Origin of the sequence: Methylosarcina fibrata AML-C10 (assembly GCF_000372865.1) — a bacterium.
In the GTDB taxonomy this organism is placed as follows: domain Bacteria; phylum Pseudomonadota; class Gammaproteobacteria; order Methylococcales; family Methylomonadaceae; genus Methylosarcina; species Methylosarcina fibrata.
Map to the genome: position 1 here is coordinate 4,625,824 of NZ_KB889965.1, position 14,348 is coordinate 4,640,171.

Here is a 14,348-nt window from a genome sequence, read left to right on the forward strand (position 1 = left end):
GACATGATGAAAAATCTCCTTTATTTTCTCGGCACACTCTGTCTTGCCATCGCCGCCGCTTTTCTGGTGCATCACTCGTTGCAGGGGTACGATACGCCCGGCTACGTGTTGATAGGCATCGGCCACTGGTCCATGGAAACCTCCCTGGTCGCGTTTGCCGTGAGCCTGGTGATCGCATTTTATGTTTTATATTTCTTTTTCAGGTTTCTGGGCTGGCTGATCCGCTTGCCCGGCCATCTTAGAGCGAGGGGCAAGAGCGTCAAGTTTAACCGTTCGCAACAGGCGTTGATTGCGGGTTTGGTCGATTCTGCCGAAGGAAATTGGGAAAAGGCGGAAAAAATTCTGATCAAGCATGCTTCCCACAGCGGCGCTCCGCTGATCCACTATCTGACTGCGGCGAAAGCGGCGCAATCCAGAGGGGCTTTCGACAAACGGGATGAATATCTGCAAAAGGCCTCCGCTCAGGCTCCCGGTTCCGACGTCGCCATCGGCCTGACTCAGGCGGAACTGCATTTGTCCGGAAATCAGTTTGAGCAGGCCCTGGAGACATTGACCAAATTGCACTCCATCGATCCTTCCCATGCCAGCGTTCTGAAGTTGTTGCATCAAACCTACAGGCATGTTGGCGATTGGGAAGGCGTGCGCAAACTGCTGCCTTCCTTGCACAACCATAAGGTATTGATGGAAGCCGAAGTTAAACTGCTGGAAACCGAGACCTTCAGCCGTTTATTGAAGCAGGCCGCCGAAAAGGGCAGTGCCGAGGAGATTCGGCAGTTATGGTCCGAAGTCCCGGACCACATCAAAAAAATGCACGGCATGCCGGCCATTTTTTTCGCAGCCATGATCGATGCCGGATCGGGTGCCGACATTCTGGAAGATTTAATCGACGTTTTATCGGCGAACTGGGATGAAACCCTGCTGGTTCTGTTCGGCAGCGTCGAAGCAAAGGACGTGTCCAGGCAACTGGAAATTGCCGAACGGTGGCTTGATGCTCATCAGGATGATGCATTGCTGCTCAGCGTATTGGGCAAATTAAATCTGAGCAGCAAGAATCTTGAAAAAGCCGAAGTGTATTTATCACAAAGCATCAGCATGGAGCCGACGGTCGAGGCTTATCAGTTATTGGGCGACATTCTTTTCACCCAGGGCGATAAGGACAAAGCCTGCGAATGCTATAAAGCCGGCCTGGAGCTCTCATCCAGCGCCATCGTCAAACGGATAGACACCATTACCGATACCGATTAAACGAAAGCTCTTTCGCCGCTCGATGGTTTTGGGACGGCGGCCCGGATCTTGTCGCCGATTCCGGGCGGTTGCCGGAAAATCTTACATCGCCGGCCGTATCCGGTGTTTGCCGTCCCAGAACGACGATTTTTTTATTTGCTCTTCAATAAATTCAAGACATGCGCGGGCCAGCGCCCTTATTTGAAGTAACGATTGTTTCAACAGGCCGGCGCTCCCACTCTTTACGCTTCCGATGAAAGCAGGCAGATTATCGAACTGCGCCGTGGCAGGCTCGAGAACCCGCATTTGCAGGAGAATACGCGTATTCAAAGGCATGTCGTGCAGCGTGGATGCGATTTGCCGACAGCGAGGGATGACTTCCTGGTCAAACCAGTTGCGACAAATACGGTAAATATTTTTTAAGAATTCAAGCTGTTTTTCGGCGATTGCTTTGACCGGTTCGATGATGTTTTTTTCCAGAATCAGTCGGACACGGTCAGGACCCTGACGAACCAGACTGGAGGAAAAATGAATTCCTTCATTCAGAGAGATCTTTTTTCTGGCGATGAACTCTTTGGTCTCGGTGATCAGACCCTCGGCGGTTTCGATGTATTTTTGAATTTGAGTCAGTGTGGGCGTCACAATTTTTACGTCCATGCCGTTCCTGATTTGTTCCCGGCACTGGTAAATCTTGTCGATAGCCGTTTTTAGTAATGAGTTCTGTGCGCTGACCAGTTTTGCTTCCAGTTCGTTAATACGCACGTCTCGATCGGATAACGATTGTTTTAACTGGCTGATGGTCATTTTATTCGATTCCAGTTGCGTAGAAAGCGAAGCCACTTCGCCTTCCAGTTGCGCCAATCTGGATAATAAGTCGCTGATATTGCTGGCATGATTCGATTCCATCCTGTTCCCCCCCTTATTGTTATATTAATGTTAACATTGATTTTATCTACATACCGCTCGCTCTTATTATCAGGAGATAAAGAAAAAGTCAAGAAATCAACTCGGGATCATGGGAACAGAGCTGTAACTTAATATGGAGATTTGGCGATGGAGTTACGTTAAAATAGCCGGTCCAACGTTCGAGGATCTGAACCGGTCTGTCTTTATTGTTAATAAAGGCTATTGGGCTGCATGTTCCGTCGGGTCGCCTTTTTCTCCGGGCATATCGTAAGAAAGACGGTTAACTGTAGATTTTGAATGAGTTTTTGATTCTTTAAAAAAATCGTGGCCCTACGCATTAAACAATTTAACCCAAACGATTAAAAGTTATGAGAATACTATCCAAAAATAATAACTTAATTGCGCTCATGGGCGCCCTGACGCTGTGCCTGGCCGTTACCGGTTGTTCGGAAGAAAAAGAGCAAAAGCCGGCCGTAGCGAAAGCCGAGCGCAATCCTTTCGATCACAGTCATGACGTCCAGGTCACCGATGTGGAAAAGCATAAGTTTGAACACGATTTTGCCGAACAGTGCGTGCAAAGGGAACTGCGCAATTCGACGGACAAGGCGGCGGACGAAGCTCGATGGCAGGAACCCTGCATGTGCATCGCCACTTATCTGATGAAAGACTTGACCGCGGACGAGGCGGGCAAGTTTATCACCGAGCACAAAAACACCCAATCTCTAGTGATCAAGTTCGAAAACGCCGCGTATCACTGTCTTCAGGCCAAGGCACAGCCCCAGGGGCCGAAATTGTTCGGAAAGCCTTGATTTCAAGGCCTCAATCCGGAAACAGGGCGAACAAGCCGGTTTGTTCTTTGGTACCGGCCGGACAGTCACCGAATGACCGTGATGATATTTTTTTCGGCCAGTTCGGTTAACGTCTGCAAGCCGCCTTTCCTGATCAATTCGGGATTGGGCGGCTGTAAATTCATGACCATCCGATTTAGATAGAATTCGGCGTTCAGTCCGCTTCTTTCCTGCACCAGTTGCAGTAAACTGAAAGTGGCGGGAGTGATTTCGATAAACCGGACCTGATCCTCCAGGTTGCGATGGACGATCAGGCAGACCGGTTCCTTCGGCGGCGCTAGCGGCAAAAAGGAAGGAGCTATCCGCTGCACCGGAAAACGATAAATAAGCGGCCAGGCCAAAGAAGAGAGGCTTATTTTTTTTTCTAGCAAATCGCCGAAGTCCGGTTCATTAACGATGAGTTCGTCTTTGGCATTGGCCAGCGCCATCTCGACCCATTCGTAATGGGCCAGTTCCAGCATGAATGGAAGATCGCCGGGCTGCTGTCTCTCATCGTGCAGATAAGCCAGAAACTCCTCGGCGATTTCGGAAAAATAGGGCGTTCGGCAATCGTGCACGGCAAAAAAATCCTGAACCAGAGCCTGCCATTGCGCATCATCGAGAAGCGATCTCAAGACCGGAAAATTTCCCGACAGAAAGCTTTCGATGTTGTTGAAGAACAGCTCCCGATAAGTCGCCATGCGCCGGCTGTCGACGTCGGCGGGCGGCGGGTTGTGTCGAGGATCCCGGATATAGGCGCAAAATTCGCGCTGTTTTTCGCTAAAATCGATCGCCATGACGATTAGGCCGAGCGTTGGGTATGATGCGTTTGCCAGGCATCCTGTATCGTTCGGATCGTGCCGACTTCGTGGATCAATGCGTCGAGGGGGGGAATCTCGAAATCCCTCTCCAGCAGCGTCGGGAACACCCCGTAAAGTTCGTAGGCCTTGCCCAGCAGTTTCCACACCGGATCGATCACATCGGCGCCGTGAGTGTCGATCAGGAAATCGTCCGCTTCGCGGTAATGGCCTGCGATATGGGCATAAGCAATGCGCTCGCCCGGAATTGCCCGCAAAAAGGCTTCGGCGTCATAGCCGTGGTTGACGCTGTTGACATAGATGTTGTTGACGTCGAGCAGGACGTCGCAATCGGCTTCGTCCACGACGGCGTTGAAGAAAGTGATTTCGTCCATTTCTTGACCCGGAGCGGCGTAATAGGACACATTTTCGATCGCAATCCTTTGTTCCAGCAACTCCTGAACCCGCCGAATACGGGCCGCCACATGGCCTATCGCTTCGGAGGTAAAAGGGATCGGCATGAGGTCGTACAAGTGCCCCCCCTTGCTGCAATAACTGAGATGTTCGCTGTACAGCTTGATGCCGTGTTCGGCCATGAACCGTTTCACTTCCAGTACGAATTGTTCATCGAGAGGATCGGTGCTGCCGATGGACAGGGACAAACCATGGCAAACGAAAGCGAAACGTTCGGTCATGTGCCGGAACTGCTTACCCAGCCGGCCTCCCAGGGGAATCCAGTTCTCCGGCGCAACTTCGTAAAAATCGACTGATGCGGGAGGCGCTGCAATGATCTGGTTTAAAAAAGCGCGGCGCAGGCCCAGGCCGGCGCCATGAATAAGATTCCGGTTCGTACGCATGAGGAATGAGAAGCTGAATGTGGGAAACCGGAAGAGCCTGACTGTCCTTCTCTTCCGTGTTTCCGTTACCGATAAGGCTGTCCGCCCGTTTAAACGAGGGCTTAAACAGGCAGATGCGAATTGCTCTTTCGCAGACTTATTTCTTTTCCTGCGGCATTTCGCCTTTCATCATGGTGCCGCAGGCACCTTCTTTGCCTTTCATATTGGCGCCGCACACGTTTTCCATGCCTTTTTTCATTTTATCGCCGTCCATCATCTGGCCGCATTTGCCTTCGCCGCTTTTGGCTGTCGGGGCGGGAGCCGGTTTCTGACCGGCGCAGGCGCCTTCGGGCGTCTTGGGCTTGGTCATGCCGCCCATATTGGCGCCGCAGGCCATTTCCCCGGATTTGCCGGCTTCAGCCACCTGCATGTAGCCGTTGGACAGTTCGGTCATGCCGAAAGGATTGGCTTCCGCATTGGCGGCAGTGGCGGTAATCGTTGAAATAAAGGCAGCGCCCATTGCGGCAGCCAAAGGCGATTTGTTCATTTTCTTCATATTAACTCCGAGTGAAAGGTATAAATCTTCGATAGTGACGCATCGAATTGATCATATGTTATCAAACCCTACTGAACGATGAATGAATATTTATCAAGGCGGTTTTTTTTAAGGTACCGCGTAATTTGCCCGGCTTGCCGCCAGCGTAGTATCCCGGAGTTACCGAAACAGGCCCATGCCGGGTGTGCTTTCATATCGTCTTGTCGGGATACTCGCACAGATCTTCAATCACGCAACTCGGGCATCGGGGTTTTCTCGCAACACAGGTATAGCGGCCATGCAGAATCAGCAAATGATGAACGTCTCTTTTATGCCGCACCGGAACCCACTTTTCCAGGTTGCGCTCGACTTCCCTGACGGTTTTGCCCGGCGCCAGTCCGGTCCGGTTGGCTACCCGGAAAATATGAGTGTCAACGGCAATGGTGTGCATGCCAAAAGCCGTATTCAATATCACATTAGCCGTTTTTCTGCCGACTCCGGCCAGGGCTTCGAGTTCTTCCCGCGTTTTCGGCACTTCGCCGCCATGCCTGTCCAGCAATTGCCGGCACAATGTCATGATATGGGCCGCCTTGCTGTTATATAAATTGATGGTCTTGATGTATTCTTTCAGCCCTTCCAGTCCCAATGCCAGAATGGCTTTGGGCGTATTGGCGGCAGGAAACAGCCGGGCCGTAGCTTTGTTGACTCCCTTGTCGGTGGCTTGCGCCGACAGCACGACAGCGATCAGCAACTCGAATGGCGTGCCATAGCACAATTCGGTTTTCGGTTCGGGAATCGCGGCGGTCAGCCGATCTAAGATGGCATGTCGTTTCTGTTGGTTCATATTTTTAATAAAAAATTTCTATTCTGCCGTGTCGTTTACGGATGACTAATTCAAATTCAATTCTCTAAAGCAAGAGGTCGCGGATTAATAAGAGAAAGTCGGGATGGACAATCGGTATAAAACGATTATTCACAATATCTGTGGATAACTCTGTGGAGAAGTTAGAGATAAGTCTTTTTAAGCCCTGAAATTGCTAAGGTTGAGTTAAACTGTACGATTTTTGCTCAAAGAATTTTAATAAATATAAATCAATAGGTTATAAAATAATCTTCAAAATTGGATAATGATATTTTTTAAGTTTCGGCATTGACTTTTTCCTGTGATTTGGTGTGTATAAACCGAAATGAATTTTGAAAAAGAGCTTGCATTTTTATCTCTCTTGAGTATTTTTCAGGATCAGGGCCGTGTGCGATTTGAACTTTTACAAGCGGTACAGAAGGTTTGGAAAGCCGATCATCGGGATCGCCTGGCTATGAGCTTGTTGCGCGATGGCCGGCCGACGGAAACGCAGGAGTTCATCTCTGGCCGCCGGCAATCCCGGCAGAAAGCGGGCTTTGCGGAAAGGACGACCGGTTTCTACCTGGCGTGATTGTTCCGAACCGCTGATGCCAGTCCTTGAAATGACACGGAAAATTATAACCGCAACCAAATTTTGAAAGTTTTTCCAGCCCATGTTCCTTTTTCGGATCAATCCTGCCGAGGAATCGTCGGCTGCTTGCCGGCAACCTGTGGCTGCAAATCGAATTGTAAGAAAAACTGCCCGGATCCCGGAGGCGAGTTTTGTTCATAGTACAACGCTTTAAGCTCCAGGTTGCCTTCGGGACCCAGCATCGAGCCGGTCAGCAGCGAGCGGAAATCCTTGCCTCCGATCAGTTGATGGGTCAGGGTAAGATACAATCTCGATAGCTGTTTTTCCCTGATCATCGTGTCCAGCATGGTCGGGCCTGCGATCAGGTAAATGCTTCGGTAGCCCAACCCGCTGAGCTGCGGTATCAGGGAAGCTCCGTGCACCATGTCGTCTTCGCCGGTGATTAGTACGGTATACCCCTGGGATTGCCAGTAGCGGATGCGGTCCGGATCGGCCTTTTTTCCGGTGGCGATATAAACCGTCTGGCCGTGCTTCCGAAGGCTGTCGTGCACGGGAAAATTCAGGCTGGCGCTGGCGATGACCACGGCGGGATAAGGCGCCAGACCGTTGCGGCGTCGCCATTCCACGTGTTCGGGATATCTGGGTTGCAAAATATTGCCCAGCCGGCCCTGGCTTAGGGCCCGCAGATAGCCGCCGTGGGTGATGAGACAATCGGACTGGGCATGCAATTCCATGAACAACGCGAAGTCGGAGTCGGTCGTCAAATGTTTGGGAATGTAAGTTTCGCCTTCTTCCACATCCTCCACGGCAATTCGGCCGTCCAGGCTGGAAAGAAAGTTGGCATAAACGAAAGGAGACTCTTTAGTTCCCAGTTCGTGCAGATGATGGGCAAGATAGAGGTCTTTAATATCCGTTTCAGTGGCGGCATGAGGATAAAGGCACAAGATATGATTGGACATGAAGCGCTCGCTGAATGGGTTGAATAGTCGTCAGGAGACGAATTATTTATTGGTTTCTACGGAAAAAGAAGAGTATAAAGCGATGATACTGTATTTGACACGGAGCGCTTGCTAAATTCCCGAATTATTTATTCGATTTTTGAGGCAGAGTCATTGAAGCTCGGCAAGAGCCGACCGGCAGTTCGGACGTTTTGAACGGGTGTTCCTTGCCGTAACGTGGACTTGGCCATTATCTCCATAACCGAAGAGGCAGACCATGAACTTGAATCAATTTTTCCTGACAGCAGGGCTGCTGGTTTTAAGCCAGCCCGGATGGACCTACGGCAATGGCGGCGGCAGTACCAAATCCTGCGAGAAGCCGAGATTTTCCGAGTTTGTGCCTGCCGATAAGGCGCAGGTGGCCGCAAATTCGGAATTTTCTTTCAAAGCTTCCGCCGAAACCCATCCCGACCGCATCAAGGTGACCGTCAGGAACCAGCCGGCGGTCATCACGGTAACGCCGTTGAAACTGGGTTATCTGGTCAAAGGCCGGTTGCCGGAATCGTTAAAGAGCGGCTTCGCCCGAATCAACATCGAGGCCGAAAGTCAAAACAAATGCAAAGGCAGCGGCGGCTGGCTCGTTGATGTTTCGAAGTAGGCGGCCAAAAATCGCCGAAGCCGTGCAAGAGGATTGGATCCGATGCGTTGTGAGGTGCGACTGGCGAGAAAAGGCGCTACGGCATGCGTGGGAATTCGCCACGACTCAATCTGCAAGCCACTCTAAAGGATGATCCCGTATGGGCAAAAAACACGATGACGAGAAAAAGAGCCGGCGCGAATACAAAAAGACGCTCCGGCAGTTGCAAGTCGAACTGGTCAAGTTGCAAAACCACATCATCAAACACGACGAAAGAATATTGGTCATCATCGAAGGCAGGGATGCCGGCGGCAAGGACGGCACCATCAAGCGCATCATCCAGCATTTGAGTCCTCGGGAAACCCGGACCGTCGCTCTGGGCAAACCTTCGGACCGGGACATCAGTTGCTGGTATTTTCAGCGCTACACCGCGCATCTGCCGGCCGCGCAGGAGCTGGTTTTCTTCAACCGAAGCTGGTACAACCGCTGCGGCGTCGAACGGGTCATGGGGTTTTGCACCGACGAGCAGTATCATGAATTTCTGGAAACGGTGCCCGGCTTCGAACAGATGCTGGTGCGCTCCGGCATCAAGCTGCTGAAATATTATCTGGACATCAGCCGGGAAGAACAGCAAAAGCGTCTCAAGCAGCGCCAGGAAGACCCTCTCAAACAGTGGAAGATCAGTCCGATCGACAAGGCCGCCAACAAATACTGGGACGAATACAGTCTGGCGCGCAACATTATGTTTGCTAGGACTCACCATCTGAACGCGCCCTGGACCGTGGTCCGGGCCGACGACAAACGCTCGGCGCGCATCAATGTCATCAAGGACCTTCTGTTTCGCCTCGATTACAAAGGCAAGGACGAAGCGCTGGTGCTTCCGGATTCGGATATTGTGTTCAATTATGCGGAGAGCTATCTCGAGAATGGGATGATAGCGCCTTGAACTTGATCCGCCGCTGACGATCCGCAAGACGTCCCGGCTACAGTTTCCGATTCTTTGATTTTGACGATGCGCTTCTTGCCGTATCCAAGGATTGGCAAAGGCGGATTGCCAAGAATATCGCTTAACTCTGTTGGCTTGATGATTTCCCTCCAGTTCTGACGTAAAACGTTGCCATGCTCGATCCCGTAGGGATTCTTATTTGTTGGCTAACGGTCATGAAAATCTGTCGATATTGTTTCACAGCCACTGGTCTAGCGCCTCAAATCCGACTTTGACGACTGCGCGACGGACGTGCGGCTATCGCTGGAAGATTGAGCAAGGGCATTACGGCGACAAGAAGGCGACCGGACTGGAACTCGGCCAATACCGCATGGCCTGCATTCAAAGCAATCACATTGCCTGCAATCGGGCTAATTCAGAATTGCGCCGCCTTCGCCATAGTTTATGAACTACGTGAATTTGGGAACTAAATTACCTAAATTTATTAAGGTAATGATAAACTACAGTTAAGTGCGCTAGAGTATAAAAGTTAGCAATTTTATAATGGATGAAAATCAAATCGAAGGATCCTTGCGCAGCTACAAGTCTTAACACCGCTTAGGTCCCATCAGCTAAATCAACTCTGAGGATGTTGCTAAATGCAAAACACTATAAACACAATAAATTTGGTTTGTTTTGCTTCGGATAATTTCAGAGAATCCATCGTCAGTTCGTTACTTAAGCTTGGGATTGTTGCTTCACCGATCGATGCTCAATGTTGGTTAAACAGACGTGTTCAGGCAAACAACCTATTAACAGTCCTGGTTTTACCCGAGAAGAATATCTTCGATTTTGGAGCCGTAAACACTATCCTGGCAAATCAAAATTCTCAGTATTTCGTAATCTTCCCTTCTCCACTTACTGAACAAGCAATCTCGATATTAAAAGCGTGTCGGGATTGTTGCCATTGGCCCTGTGATCCTCTGGAACTGGTCTTTCGATTGGATCGGTTGTCGTTAAGGTCTTCGATTGTTCCCAATTTACTAACGATGGACATGGAGTCGGCCGCATGGAAGAATCTGAATTTAATCGGCCAATCTCCGCTGTTTATCAATACCCTGTCATTTATCAAAAAATCCTCTGATTGCAATGCACCGGTGCTTATAGAAGGCGAAACGGGCTGTGGAAAAGAAGTAGCCGCCAGGGCCATCCATTATCTGGGCTGCCGCAAAGATTTTCCTTTTGTTCCTGTTAATTGCGGTGCCATTCCTGATCATTTATTCGAAAACGAATTATTCGGGCACGAAAAAGGCGCCTACACCGATGCCAAAAAGAGCCATGCAGGATTATTGCAGCAAGCAAGCGGAGGCACTGTATTTCTGGATGAAATAGAAGCCTTGTCGGCTAAAGGTCAGGTAGTCTTGTTGCGCTTGATCGAGGATAACATGATTCGGCCGCTCGGTGCGGCGCAAAGCAGGAAAGTGGATATCAGAATCATTGCCGCAAGCAACGTCAGCTTGTCCGGACTGGTTGCTCAAGGCCTGTTTCGTCAGGACTTATTATTCAGATTGAATCTGTTATACCTGAATCTGCCACCGCTCAGGAATAGAAAAGGCGATATTCAGCCTCTTGCAGAGCATTTTATCCAGAAATATCGGCTTCAATATAAACAACCGGACAAGCAGCTTCATCCTGACGTGATTGCATGGATGAATGAGTATGATTGGCCGGGAAATGTTCGCGAGCTTGAGAATTTTGTCCATCGCTCGTTTTTATTATCCGATACGCCTGAAATCAGCCGGAACATCCATAAACACGAAGCGGCCGTTTCTTCTTCGAGAAGAAAATTAATTGATCGCAGGCAAGTCTTCAAGTTTGACGCCTCCTTTAACGAAGCAAAAAATCATGCCATTAACTACTTTGAGCAGCGCTACCTCACCTGGCTTATTTCAAGTTCCAAGGGGAATGTGACGCATGCGGCCACTTTAGCTCAAAAAGAACGAAGAGCCTTGGGCAAACTCCTGAAAAAACATGCCATCAATCCCACCCGGTACCGCAATGACTGATCCTGCCGAATGAGAATTACCCATCAAACTCCTAAACCGCTCCTCGCATAATCCGGTCTCGTTACACCCATACCATTAAGTCAAAGTAGGCCTCGGTGGATGCGCTTCGCTTATCCACCCTACTTGCTCCTCGCATAATCCGGTCTCGTTACACCCATACCGTTAAGTCAAAAAGCCTCGTAGGCCGGATAAGCGAAGCGCATCCGGCGGCCGTGCTCCTTATATCTCGGATTTTTTGTACAAAGGTTGCCATCGTGCCGAGCGGGTAAAAACGTACCCGCTTGAGCTTGACTTTGTCCTTCAAATAAAAGCGTCTTTTATCAATCCGATAGATCCTATCCGTGCAAAAAGCCGGGTCAAATAAAACCCGGTTTTTTTAAGGCTTCAAATTTTTTATCAATATAATCAATGATATAAATTTTGGCACAAAGATTGTTAGTAGATTAGTAATATTTGAGCCGAGACCGGAATGGCTAAAATCGACGATCATGACGTGCGGCGAATTGCCGGTCTTATTGAAGATTACTTGAACAATCATCCCAATGCAGCAGATACCGCTGAAGGAATCGCAAAATGGTGGTTGCCGTTAGAGGGCGAGGTTTCGTATTCGGTGATTGAACAAGCCCTGAATTACCTGTGCTCGAAAGCAATCGTCACAAGGAATAACCACGCCAATGGCCATACGCTTTATTCGGGTAAGAAAACCAACATAAAAACTCAATCCAACTAGCCAACAACCAGGAGATTTGCCATGCCTGCAACACTTTCGTATCCCGGTGTCTATATCGAGGAAATACCCAGCGGCGTCCGGACCATTACCGGCGTGGCGACGTCCATTACGGCGTTTATTGGGCGGGCCAAACGTGGACCAGTCGACGAACCAATTACAATTAATGGTTATCCTGATTTCGAGCGTATTTTTGGAGGTTTATGGCAAGAAAGTCGTTTAGGTTTTGCCGTTCGTGACTTTTTTCTCAATGGCGGTGGACAGGCTGTGGTTGTACGGGTATTCCACCCAACGTTCGGACCCGGAGAACAAGGAAAAGCAAAAACAGCAGCAGAAGCGGTAGCCAAAGAAGCGAACGATGCAGCCGGCAGTGACTTAACTGCGAAGCTTGACGATGCGAAAGTTACCGATATTCAAAAAAAAGCTGATGATAAAGCCAAGGAATTCGATAGCGAGTCCGATCCCGAAAAAAAAGCCGCTCAAGCAGTACTGGCAACAGTCGTTTTGGTCGCCAAAAAGGACGCCAAGGTTGGCGATGTCAAGAATGCGATTGACGCAGCGGTTAAAAACGCAGCGCCAGTTACCCAAGCGACACTTACGATAGGCACTACCAATCAACTTAAGCTTGAGGCGGCGTTTGAGGGAGTATGGGGGAATGATTTGCGTGCCAGAGTCGATCATGAACGTCCCAAAGAGCTACCGGAGAGTTACAAGGCTTTCGGCCTGGCCTTAGATGACTTATTCAATCTCATCGTTCGGGATATGAAGACAGGGAATAGCGAGGTCTATCGCAACCTGACTGTCAAATCCGGACCTCGAACGATAGACAAAGTGTTGGAAAACGAGTCGAAACTCGTCAGGGTGACACAGATGCCAAATGATGTTCCTGACGCCAGCGATCCTTCTGACATTTCTGATGCGGACAAAAAAATTGTTCCTTTTTCAAATGAAGATGTGGCCGTTAACAAACGCTCAGTAGGCGTAACGGATCGGGCGAGCGATGGTTCGAATCTGGCTCAAGATGACTTTACCGGCGATGGCAAGGAAGCAGATAGTAAAGGTCTTTATGCGCTTGAGCGGCTTTTTGCTCGGGATGGCCTCTTCAATTTGCTTTGTATACCGCCTTACAAATTCGACGATCCGAGTGGCGACGTAGATACCGACTTATGGGCAAAAGCGGCGGCGTACTGCGAAAAACGCAGGGCCATGCTGATTATTGACCCGCCCAGCTCTTGGAGAAGCAAAACCGATGCGCGCAACAATTTCGTTGGAGGAGATAACGAATTTCCCGGTATTAGGAGCAAAAACGCGGCCCTTTTCTTTCCTAGGTTGATCCAGCCAAATTCACTCCGCGACAACCAGATGGAAGATTTTGTGCCATGTGGCGCGGTAGCGGGCATTTTTTCCAGGACAGATGTCCAGCGTGGTGTATGGAAAGCGCCGGCAGGAATCGAGGCGACTTTAATGAGCGTACCAAAACTGAGTGTTCCGATGACCGACGAGGAGAATGGCGAGTTAAATCCATTAGGTATTAATTGCCTTCGATCGTTTCCCGCAACGGGCAGAATCATTTGGGGATCCCGCACCCTACGCGGCGCCGATCAACTTGCCGACGAATGGAAATACATCCCCGTCCGCCGCACCGCTTTATTCCTTGAGGAAAGCCTGTTCCGCGGCTTGAAATGGGTCGTTTTCGAACCCAACGATGAACCTTTGTGGGCGCAAATCCGCCTCAACGTCGGCGCCTTCATGAACAACCTGTTTCGGCAAGGCGCCTTTCAAGGACGCACTGCGCGGGAAGCTTATCTGGTTAAATGCGACAGCGAAACAACCACTCAAAACGACATCAATCTGGGCGTCGTGAACGTAGTCGTTGGATTCGCGCCGTTGAAACCGGCAGAATTCGTCGTCATCAAAATCCAGCAACTCGCTGGACAGATTCAAGTTTAAGGAGTTGCTACCATGGCCGCGCTAGTTGCTAAACCCAACCGTTACGATCCCTATAAAAATTTCAAATTCCGCGTTAAATTCGGAACCAGTCCCGACTATGTCGCCGGCATCAGTAAAGTCGGCGCATTGAAACGGACGACGGAAGTCGTCGAACATCGCGAAGGCGGCGATCCGAGCACCAGCCGGAAGTCGCCCGGCAGAAACAAATTCGAAGCGATTACGCTGGAGCGGGGCGTCACCCATGATACCGCCTTCGAAGACTGGGCGCGTAAAGTCTGGAACTTTAACGCCAGCGACGACGGCAAAGGAGGACAAGCGTCATCTTTGGCCGATTTCCGCAAGGAAGTTATTATCGACGTCTTCAACGAGGCGGGACAAAAAGTCATTTCCTATACGGTGCACCGATGCTGGGTCTCTGAATACCAGGCCTTGCCCGATTTGGACGCCAATGCCAATGCGGTCGCCATTCAAACGATCAAGCTGGAAAACGAGGGCTGGGAACGGGATACCGACTTCCAGGTTCTCGATGAACCGAATTTTGATTGAT

Annotated in this window: 15 protein-coding genes; 9 read left to right on the forward strand and 6 right to left on the reverse strand. The window is 50.0% G+C overall.

What is annotated here, in order from left to right; all coding sequences use genetic code 11:
* The first annotated feature begins 3 nt into the window (after positions 1 to 3).
* Positions 4 to 1,245, forward strand: coding sequence for a heme biosynthesis HemY N-terminal domain-containing protein (locus tag A3OW_RS0121925; protein WP_020565605.1), 1,242 nt, complete (start codon positions 4 to 6; stop codon positions 1,243 to 1,245).
* Between the two features lie 81 nt (positions 1,246 to 1,326).
* Here the strand turns inward: A3OW_RS0121925 and A3OW_RS0121930 are convergent, their stop codons facing one another.
* The gene (locus A3OW_RS0121930; RefSeq protein ID WP_020565606.1) at positions 1,327 to 2,130 is read right to left on the reverse strand and encodes a hypothetical protein; all 804 of its coding nucleotides are present in this window, start codon (positions 2,128 to 2,130) and stop codon (positions 1,327 to 1,329) included.
* 368 nt (positions 2,131 to 2,498) lie between these two features.
* Here A3OW_RS0121930 and A3OW_RS0121935 point away from each other — a divergent pair, with 368 nt between their 5' ends.
* Positions 2,499 to 2,939, forward strand: coding sequence for a hypothetical protein (locus A3OW_RS0121935; RefSeq protein ID WP_026223834.1), 441 nt, complete (start codon positions 2,499 to 2,501; stop codon positions 2,937 to 2,939).
* A gap of 65 nt (positions 2,940 to 3,004) precedes the next feature.
* On the opposite strand, the gene A3OW_RS0121940 is transcribed toward A3OW_RS0121935, so the two are convergent.
* The 4 genes from A3OW_RS0121940 to nth form a co-directional block, all read right to left on the reverse strand.
* A complete protein-coding gene (locus A3OW_RS0121940; RefSeq protein ID WP_020565608.1) occupies positions 3,005 to 3,754 on the reverse strand; it encodes an HvfC family RiPP maturation protein in 750 nt (249 codons plus the stop codon).
* A 5-nt stretch (positions 3,755 to 3,759) separates the two neighbouring features.
* Positions 3,760 to 4,611, reverse strand: coding sequence for an HvfB family MNIO-type RiPP peptide maturase (locus tag A3OW_RS0121945; RefSeq protein ID WP_020565609.1), 852 nt, complete (start codon positions 4,609 to 4,611; stop codon positions 3,760 to 3,762).
* A gap of 136 nt (positions 4,612 to 4,747) precedes the next feature.
* A complete protein-coding gene (locus A3OW_RS0121950) occupies positions 4,748 to 5,146 on the reverse strand; it encodes a hypothetical protein (protein WP_020565610.1) in 399 nt (132 codons plus the stop codon).
* 190 nt (positions 5,147 to 5,336) lie between these two features.
* Entirely contained in the window at positions 5,337 to 5,969 is a 633-nt protein-coding gene (gene nth, locus A3OW_RS0121955) for an endonuclease III (RefSeq protein ID WP_020565611.1), read from the reverse strand.
* Between the two features lie 343 nt (positions 5,970 to 6,312).
* Here nth and A3OW_RS28050 point away from each other — a divergent pair, with 343 nt between their 5' ends.
* A complete protein-coding gene (locus A3OW_RS28050) occupies positions 6,313 to 6,558 on the forward strand; it encodes a hypothetical protein (RefSeq protein ID WP_157385949.1) in 246 nt (81 codons plus the stop codon).
* Between the two features lie 98 nt (positions 6,559 to 6,656).
* Here the strand turns inward: A3OW_RS28050 and A3OW_RS0121965 are convergent, their stop codons facing one another.
* Positions 6,657 to 7,517 carry a RibD family protein gene (locus tag A3OW_RS0121965; protein WP_020565613.1) on the reverse strand — a complete coding sequence of 287 codons (861 nt, stop codon included), beginning with the start codon at positions 7,515 to 7,517 and terminating at the stop codon, positions 6,657 to 6,659.
* Between the two features lie 256 nt (positions 7,518 to 7,773).
* Between A3OW_RS0121965 and A3OW_RS0121970 the strand changes: the two genes are divergently transcribed.
* From A3OW_RS0121970 to A3OW_RS0121995, 6 genes are all read left to right on the forward strand, one after another.
* Positions 7,774 to 8,154: a hypothetical protein gene (locus tag A3OW_RS0121970; protein WP_020565614.1), complete on the forward strand. Its 381-nt coding sequence runs from the start codon at positions 7,774 to 7,776 to the stop codon at positions 8,152 to 8,154.
* Between the two features lie 139 nt (positions 8,155 to 8,293).
* Positions 8,294 to 9,079: a polyphosphate kinase 2 gene (ppk2, locus tag A3OW_RS0121975; RefSeq protein WP_020565615.1), complete on the forward strand. Its 786-nt coding sequence runs from the start codon at positions 8,294 to 8,296 to the stop codon at positions 9,077 to 9,079.
* Positions 9,080 to 9,717: 638 nt separating this feature from the next.
* Positions 9,718 to 11,124, forward strand: a complete 1,407-nt coding sequence (locus tag A3OW_RS0121980; RefSeq protein WP_198291348.1) for a sigma 54-interacting transcriptional regulator — start codon at positions 9,718 to 9,720, stop codon at positions 11,122 to 11,124.
* Between the two features lie 469 nt (positions 11,125 to 11,593).
* Positions 11,594 to 11,854: a hypothetical protein gene (locus A3OW_RS0121985; RefSeq protein WP_020565617.1), complete on the forward strand. Its 261-nt coding sequence runs from the start codon at positions 11,594 to 11,596 to the stop codon at positions 11,852 to 11,854.
* 21 nt (positions 11,855 to 11,875) lie between these two features.
* Positions 11,876 to 13,801 carry a phage tail sheath C-terminal domain-containing protein gene (locus A3OW_RS0121990; protein WP_020565618.1) on the forward strand — a complete coding sequence of 642 codons (1,926 nt, stop codon included), beginning with the start codon at positions 11,876 to 11,878 and terminating at the stop codon, positions 13,799 to 13,801.
* 12 nt (positions 13,802 to 13,813) lie between these two features.
* Entirely contained in the window at positions 13,814 to 14,347 is a 534-nt protein-coding gene (locus tag A3OW_RS0121995; RefSeq protein ID WP_020565619.1) for a phage tail protein, read from the forward strand.
* Position 14,348 lies beyond the last annotated feature (1 nt).

What these genes read in the sequence shown, in the direction of transcription:
- A3OW_RS0121930 (WP_020565606.1), bottom strand. Translation starts at nt 2,130, where the DNA reads ATGGAATCGAATCATGCCAGCAATATCAGCGACTTATTATCCAGATTG.
- A3OW_RS28050 (WP_157385949.1), top strand. Translation starts at nt 6,313, where the DNA reads ATGAATTTTGAAAAAGAGCTTGCATTTTTATCTCTCTTGAGTATTTTT.
- A3OW_RS0121940 (WP_020565608.1), bottom strand. Translation starts at nt 3,754, where the DNA reads ATGGCGATCGATTTTAGCGAAAAACAGCGCGAATTTTGCGCCTATATC.
- A3OW_RS0121945 (WP_020565609.1), bottom strand. Translation starts at nt 4,611, where the DNA reads ATGCGTACGAACCGGAATCTTATTCATGGCGCCGGCCTGGGCCTGCGC.
- A3OW_RS0121990 (WP_020565618.1), top strand. Translation starts at nt 11,876, where the DNA reads ATGCCTGCAACACTTTCGTATCCCGGTGTCTATATCGAGGAAATACCC.
- A3OW_RS0121985 (WP_020565617.1), top strand. Translation starts at nt 11,594, where the DNA reads ATGGCTAAAATCGACGATCATGACGTGCGGCGAATTGCCGGTCTTATT.
- A3OW_RS0121965 (WP_020565613.1), bottom strand. Translation starts at nt 7,517, where the DNA reads ATGTCCAATCATATCTTGTGCCTTTATCCTCATGCCGCCACTGAAACG.
- ppk2 (WP_020565615.1), top strand. Translation starts at nt 8,294, where the DNA reads ATGGGCAAAAAACACGATGACGAGAAAAAGAGCCGGCGCGAATACAAA.
- A3OW_RS0121935 (WP_026223834.1), top strand. Translation starts at nt 2,499, where the DNA reads ATGAGAATACTATCCAAAAATAATAACTTAATTGCGCTCATGGGCGCC.
- A3OW_RS0121970 (WP_020565614.1), top strand. Translation starts at nt 7,774, where the DNA reads ATGAACTTGAATCAATTTTTCCTGACAGCAGGGCTGCTGGTTTTAAGC.
- nth (WP_020565611.1), bottom strand. Translation starts at nt 5,969, where the DNA reads ATGAACCAACAGAAACGACATGCCATCTTAGATCGGCTGACCGCCGCG.
- A3OW_RS0121925 (WP_020565605.1), top strand. Translation starts at nt 4, where the DNA reads ATGATGAAAAATCTCCTTTATTTTCTCGGCACACTCTGTCTTGCCATC.
- A3OW_RS0121980 (WP_198291348.1), top strand. Translation starts at nt 9,718, where the DNA reads ATGCAAAACACTATAAACACAATAAATTTGGTTTGTTTTGCTTCGGAT.
- A3OW_RS0121950 (WP_020565610.1), bottom strand. Translation starts at nt 5,146, where the DNA reads ATGAAGAAAATGAACAAATCGCCTTTGGCTGCCGCAATGGGCGCTGCC.
- A3OW_RS0121995 (WP_020565619.1), top strand. Translation starts at nt 13,814, where the DNA reads ATGGCCGCGCTAGTTGCTAAACCCAACCGTTACGATCCCTATAAAAAT.